Source organism: Paraburkholderia sp. Cpub6, assembly GCF_014201065.1.
GTDB lineage: Bacteria > Pseudomonadota > Gammaproteobacteria > Burkholderiales > Burkholderiaceae > Paraburkholderia > Paraburkholderia tuberum.
In genome coordinates this window covers 160191-166190 of record NZ_JACHDM010000015.1, presented here as the reverse complement: position 1 = coordinate 166190, position 6000 = coordinate 160191, and the positions used below count along the sequence as shown (strand labels likewise).

The 6000-nt window shown below is 59.3% G+C and carries 4 protein-coding genes and 1 pseudogene; 4 read left to right on the top strand and 1 reads right to left on the bottom strand.

Going from position 1 to position 6000, the window contains the following annotated elements; all coding sequences use genetic code 11:
• A pseudogene (locus HDG33_RS37575) lies at window positions 1-84 on the top strand (IS5/IS1182 family transposase); the annotation flags it as partial.
• 322 nt (window positions 85-406) lie between these two features.
• Here HDG33_RS37575 and HDG33_RS23755 read toward each other — a convergent pair.
• Window positions 407-577 carry a hypothetical protein gene (locus HDG33_RS23755; protein WP_184034229.1) on the bottom strand — a complete coding sequence of 57 codons (171 nt, stop codon included), beginning with the start codon at window positions 575-577 and terminating at the stop codon, window positions 407-409.
• Window positions 578-777: 200 nt separating this feature from the next.
• Here HDG33_RS23755 and HDG33_RS38110 point away from each other — a divergent pair, with 200 nt between their 5' ends.
• The 3 genes from HDG33_RS38110 to HDG33_RS23740 all read left to right on the top strand — a co-directional run bounded on the left by HDG33_RS38110 (window position 778) and on the right by HDG33_RS23740 (window position 5907).
• Window positions 778-2640 carry an iron-containing redox enzyme family protein gene (locus HDG33_RS38110; RefSeq protein ID WP_184034226.1) on the top strand — a complete coding sequence of 621 codons (1863 nt, stop codon included), beginning with the start codon at window positions 778-780 and terminating at the stop codon, window positions 2638-2640.
• Window positions 2641-2677: 37 nt separating this feature from the next.
• Window positions 2678-4519: a carbamoyltransferase gene (locus HDG33_RS23745; protein ID WP_184034223.1), complete on the top strand. Its 1842-nt coding sequence runs from the start codon at window positions 2678-2680 to the stop codon at window positions 4517-4519.
• A 293-nt stretch (window positions 4520-4812) separates the two neighbouring features.
• Complete coding sequence (locus tag HDG33_RS23740) at window positions 4813-5907, top strand: SGNH/GDSL hydrolase family protein (RefSeq protein ID WP_184034221.1); 1095 nt, start codon at window positions 4813-4815, stop codon at window positions 5905-5907.
• Window positions 5908-6000: the final 93 nt, after the last annotated feature.

Genomic DNA, 6000 nt, shown 5'->3' with positions numbered 1-6000 from the left:
CCCGAAACCCTGGCAGGCCTGCACTTCGTCGTCTTCGCCATGCTTATGCTCGTTCATGCTGCACCGATTATGAAAAGTGCCTAACACGCTCTAAGGCGATGGAGAAGAATGTGAATTTTGCAAAGCAGCTTGTGGGTTGTCCCGAGCACTTCGTAGAAAGCAAGTTTTTTCGATCCAATAATCGAGTGGACGCTGGAGGCGGATCCCCAGTGGAATCAGAGCTGGATTTAGCAAGTATCTCCACGGCAGGTGTTAATCCCGCGTTTAGTGAGGGTGACGAATTCTGCGATGTTCATCCGTTTAGCGGGTTTGCTGCATTCATGGATTGATTGTGTTGATGGCACCCGAGAATCGTCGGTTAGGCGGGATGGATATTTCCTTTTGATTTGAATGAACCTGGCACATTTCAATTTAACAGGGCATCGATAAAATCGAAGTGGTCTTTTTGTTGCGTGAAAGCTTGATAAATAACAAGCTCGTTTGCGATAAAATGGAAATATGATGAGTGCACGCCTCTATTATCAAATAGTAAATCTGGAGCAGGCGCATATCGAGGTGCGCGGCGCAGCAAAAGCATATATCGAATCGATTTTTGAGGATGACGATGCAGCGCTGCGGTCCGGTTCTCGCGACACAACAATTCCCTGCGTAAATGCAAGCGATCTGATCGCGCGGCTGAACGCGCGCGCTGCGCACTGGCAGTCCGATCAACTGGCCCGCCATCCGATCGCGTGCACGTCTGCTACTGTTCGCTTCGTCTCAGCGCAATATGCGCCAGTGGGACTCGCACCGGGCTGCGTGCTGCAGAACGTGGTGCACGTAGCAAACTGTCATGAGCCGTTGCCTGCGCATGCGCATGCGGCGCACCTGTGGCATGCCGGCGATTTTTCCCTCGCGCGCAATCATGCTTGCCTTTACCGTCAATTGCTCGAACATACCGGCCAGTATCTGCCGACGATCGATTCGCCGATGTTCGCGGAGCAGGCCGAACTGCTGTCGACATCGACGGACCTAGCGGCTTGCTGGCTGGCGTTGTCGCTGAGCCCCAGCGCATATGGTCCTGAAATTCTCGGCGCGGCGCTGTTTGAGTTGCAAGTCCCGATTTCGCCGGTCGTCGACGCATTGCTACGCGCCTGCGACGCCACACGTGGACACCCGTACCTAACGGCGCGGCATGATGCATCCAGGCAGGCCGCGCAACGCCACATCGAGCATGCGATAGGCCGGATGCTCGGCGAGCCGGGCATCGACTCGTCAGCCGCGGTGGCGCGCATCGAACGCGGACACCGCATGTCGATGCATCTGCAGGGCGCGTGGCACGCCGCAATCGCTCGCCACGTGCGCGAGCGTCTGCTCGATCCGACGGTCGCGATGGTCGAACTGATCCGCCGAAAATCCCGCTTCGCGGTGGGTTACCACAATCGGCTCAAACTCGCGGATCGTCCATTCGACGACTACGTAGTGCAGGATCCCGAGCATTTTGTCCGCGATCTCGCACACTCGCGCTGGATTGTGCGCGGCCATCCCGAACAGAGCCTGTTGCTGACCAGGCTGGTCGCATTTGGCGGCCCGATGTTTCGTGTGTTTTCCGGCGAAGAACTTGATGTGATGCGCGCGTGGATCGCATCGCTGCCTGTCGGCGCGTCGGCAGGGCCCTCCACGAATAGCTCGCGAGTTACGACATCAACTCCATACGCCCAATCTGTGCCGCGCGAGCATCGCATCGCCGAAAGGGAACCCGTGCGCGCCGCGAGTGGGAAGGTGGGTCCGCGCGAGCTGTATCACCGGCTGCTTAATCACGAGAACAACTCGACAGTCTTCGACGACGCTCGAGCATTCGCGGAAACTTGGCTCGCGCGTGCAGCCGGGATCGCCGAACGCGGTCCGGATGCGCTGCCATTCGCGGACTACACGCATGAACGTCTGCGGCATTGGTTCGAGGACCGGGCGCTTCATCAGGCGCAGTCGTATGCAGGCCCCGGACAGGACATCCACAAGCCGCGCGAACAGGTGGTTGAGGAGGCCGTACAGCTCTGCCCGATGATCTTTGTCGACGGCGGCTGGGTGCAGCGTTGGACCAACGCCGGGCATGTGGAGACTGGCATCGGCACGTTGCTCTACAAGATCTTTTCTGACGAGATCGGCAACGGCGACACGCAACTGAATCATCCGAATATTTATCGCGACTTGATGCGGCAGATGGGTATCGATCTGCCTGATTTCAGGAGCCGCGCATTCGCAATGAGCGAGCTGTTCAGCGAGGCTGCTTTCGAAGTGCCCGCGTTCTGGCTGTCGATCTCTCAGTTTCCACGCCGCTTTTTGCCGGAAACGCTCGGGCTGAATCTGGCGATGGAGCTGTCGGGAGTTGGAGGCGCGTACCGCACCGCGCGCGACGAACTTCGCCACTACCAGTTCGATACCCGCTTCGTCGATCTGCACAACACGATCGACAACGTTTCCACCGGGCACTCCGCCATGGCACTACAAGCGATCGAACTATATATGGACGCAGCGCTGGCCACGGCCAGCCTGGCAGCATCGAGCACGCAGTGGCGACGTGTATGGACCGGCTTCCGTGCGCTCGCGATTCCGCGACGCAGCTGGAAGGAAGTGTTCGCGAAGCCGACGTATACCGTTTGACGATTCACGCGCCGCACATTGAAAAAGGGATCTGAGAGTGAGTTCATATGTCATTGGCGTTTCGTTCGGTTATCACGATAGCGCGGCTGCGATTGTCCGCGACGGCGAGATCGTCGCCGCGGCGCAGGAGGAGCGCTTCACCCGGATCCGGCACGATCCGGGCTTTCCGCTGAATGCGCTGCGCTACTGTCTGCGCGAGGCCGGCGTCACGCTCGCGGATGTCTCTGCGATCTTCTACTACGAGAATCCGGTCAAGAAGCTTGGTCGCATAGTGTCGACCTACTTCGCCTTCGGTACGCGCGGCTTCGGGTCGTTCATTTTGGACGTGCCGGACTGGCTTACCGGCAAGGTATTCGTCAAACAGCTGATTCGCCGGGAACTTGAGAACGGCTTTGGGACGTCCTCGCGTATTCCCGCGGTCCATTACATCGATCACCATGTGTCGCATGCATCGGCGGCGTTCTTCCCCGGTCCGTTCCCGGAAGCAGCCGTGCTGTGCGTGGACGGCGTCGGCGAATGGGCGACCACCAGCGCGTGGGTTGGTGAGCGGAACACACTGCACCCGGTCTGGGAGATCCGCTTTCCCCATTCGCTCGGCCTGTTGTACTCGGCGATGACCTACTTCTGTGGGTTTAAGGTCGATTCGGGCGAATACAAGTTGATGGGGCTCGCGCCGTATGGAAAGCCAGTCTACTACGACATGATCCTCGACAACCTGATCGACCTGAAGCCGGACGGCAGTTTCTGGCTGAACATGAAGTACTTTGACTACGCAGTCGGCAACTGCATGGTCACCGACGAGTTCGCGACGCTATTCGGCGGGCCTCGCCGCGAATCCGAGAGCCGCATCACGAAGCGTGAGTTCGACCTCGCCGCGTCGGTGCAGCGCGTGCTCGAGGAAGCGATGTTGCGCATCGGCCGCACGATACGCAAGCAGACGGGCCAGCGCAATCTGTGTCTTGCGGGCGGCGTCGCGCTGAATTGCGTCGCGAACGGCAAGCTGCTCGAAGCGCAGGTCTTCGACCGAATCTGGGTGCAGCCCGCCGCCGGCGATGCAGGTGGCGCGCTTGGCGCGGCGCTTGCGGGCTGGCATGTGCAGATGGGGCACGCTCGTACGCTCGGATCGACGGACCGGATGAAAGCGACGTTGCTCGGCACGTCCTATAGCAATGCGGAGATCGAGGTCGTTCTCAACGGCCACGGTGCGGTGTTCGAGCGGCTCTCCGACGAAGCTCTGCCGGCTCATGTCGCCGGATTGCTCGCGGAGGGCAATGTGGTCGGCTGGTTTCAGGGCCGCATGGAATTTGGGCCGCGGGCACTGGGCGCGCGCTCGATTCTCGGCGATCCGCGCAACCAGACGATGCAAAGCGTGATGAATCTCAAAATCAAGAACCGCGAGTCGTTCCGGCCGTTCGCGCCGGCCGTGCTGGAGGAACACGCGAAAGAGTGGTTCAGTCTGGACAGCGCGAGCCCGTACATGTTGTTCGTCGTCGATGTCCAGCCCACGCATCGCAAGCCGGTCAGCGCGGCGCAGCAAACGCTGACTGGCATTGATCTGCTTAACTGCGTGCGCTCGTCGATTCCCGCCGTCACGCACGTCGATTTCTCGGCGCGCGTTCAGACGGTGGGCAAGGACGCGAATCCACGCTTCAGGCAGCTTCTCGAAGCGTTCCATCAACAAACGAACTGTCCGGTCCTCGTCAACACGTCGTTCAACGTGCGCGGGGAGCCGATCGTCGAGACACCGTCGAATGCTTATCTTTGCTTCATGCGCACCCAGATGGATTACCTCGTGGTGGGCAACTACGTGCTGCGCAAGGTCGATCAGCCGGACCTAGTGGAGGAGGGCGACTGGCGCACCGAATTCGCACTTGACTGAACCGGGGCATCGTCGCCCTGTATTCACACACTTTTATTCTTCGGGTCGTCCATGAAAATGGTCTTCAGAGTTGTGTTGCTTGTCGTTTTCACGTTGTCGTTTTTTATCTTCGTCGTTCCGGTCGGAGCATGTTCGCGGCTGGTCTCGGACAAGCTCCGTTTGCGCAAGCACGAACGGGCGTCAACCTACTTTCATCTGTTTCCGACCGCCCGGACGAACGGTGCGCGCCTTCACCAAGGCAGCGTAAGGCAGTTCACGAGCCGCAATTCCTGACATCGAGACGAGGAGGCTGAATGGACAGGCGCGTATTGACGCACGATGAGGCGGTTCGCGAGGTGTACCGGTTGACGCCGCAGATCCGCGAGTATGACGAGTTTATGTATCTCGGCGTGCGCTGGTTGCCGTACACGATGTTCTTTCATCACAAGAACTACCGGTCCGACGTGATCAACACGGACGATCTGGGCTTCCGGCTCAGCACATTCGGCGACGTCTGCGATGTGAGTGTGGCCAATCTATCGAAGGGGCGATCGGTCAACCTGCTGGTCGGTGGCTCTACCGCGCTGGGCACGGGCGCGACGGCAGATTCGCATACCGTCGCCTCACGGCTCGCGGCGTGGACCGGCGAGCCATGGTTGAATTTCAGCGGACGGGGCTATAACGCGGTCCAGGAGGTGCTGATGTACATGATGCATCAGCACCGCTTCGAGCAGATCAATCACATCGTGGTGTTGAGCGGCATCAATACACTCGCGCTCGAAGGGCAGCCCGACGAACTCGCCACCGACCACGGACGTTACTACTACTCGTTCGAGTACCAGCACTACATGAACCGGTACAACGATGACCTGAAACGGCGCGCGCGAACTTACGCGTCGACGCTGGACGGCCGCGAGAAGAACTTCATCTCCCGATATATCAACCGGTTGCTGTCGGAGGACAACCCTGCGGACGTCGTGATCACCGACGACGGTACCGACACCGATGCGCGGGTCAAACGTGCGGCTTGGGTCGTGTCGAACGCGATGAAGCAGTGGCAGCAGTTACTGGCCGGAACGGGCACGAAGCTGAGTTTCGTTTTACAACCGATGTCGTCCTGGACCCGTGATCACCTGACGTTGGACGAGGCGGACATCTTTCACGCGATTGACAGTTGCCCGAACAATTTCTGGCGACTCTTTGCGAGGATCCTCGGCAAGGAGATTCACGCCCCGTTTGCCGACGGCATACACGAGGTCTGCGAGACGCGGAAGATCGGTTTTGCGGACATGAACGTGCTGCTGCGCGACTCGCCGGTCATCGACGACTACCTGTTCGTCGACCGCGTGCATTTCAACGACAAAGGCTACGACGAAGTAGCGCGCCTGATCGCCAACAAGGTGCTTTAACGGCTTGCCTGAAGTTGCAACTGGAGGAATTCATGAAACAGCAGACGAAGAAAGCTGGCCCGCTCGCGATCATTGCCGCGTTGTTCCGCAAGC

Bases quoted from the DNA above. Each gene is read 5' to 3' on its own strand.
- HDG33_RS23755 (WP_184034229.1), bottom strand. From the start codon at position 577: ATGCTTTTGCTGCGCCGCGCACCTCGATATGCGCCTGCTCCAGATTTA.
- HDG33_RS23740 (WP_184034221.1), top strand. From the start codon at position 4,813: ATGGACAGGCGCGTATTGACGCACGATGAGGCGGTTCGCGAGGTGTAC.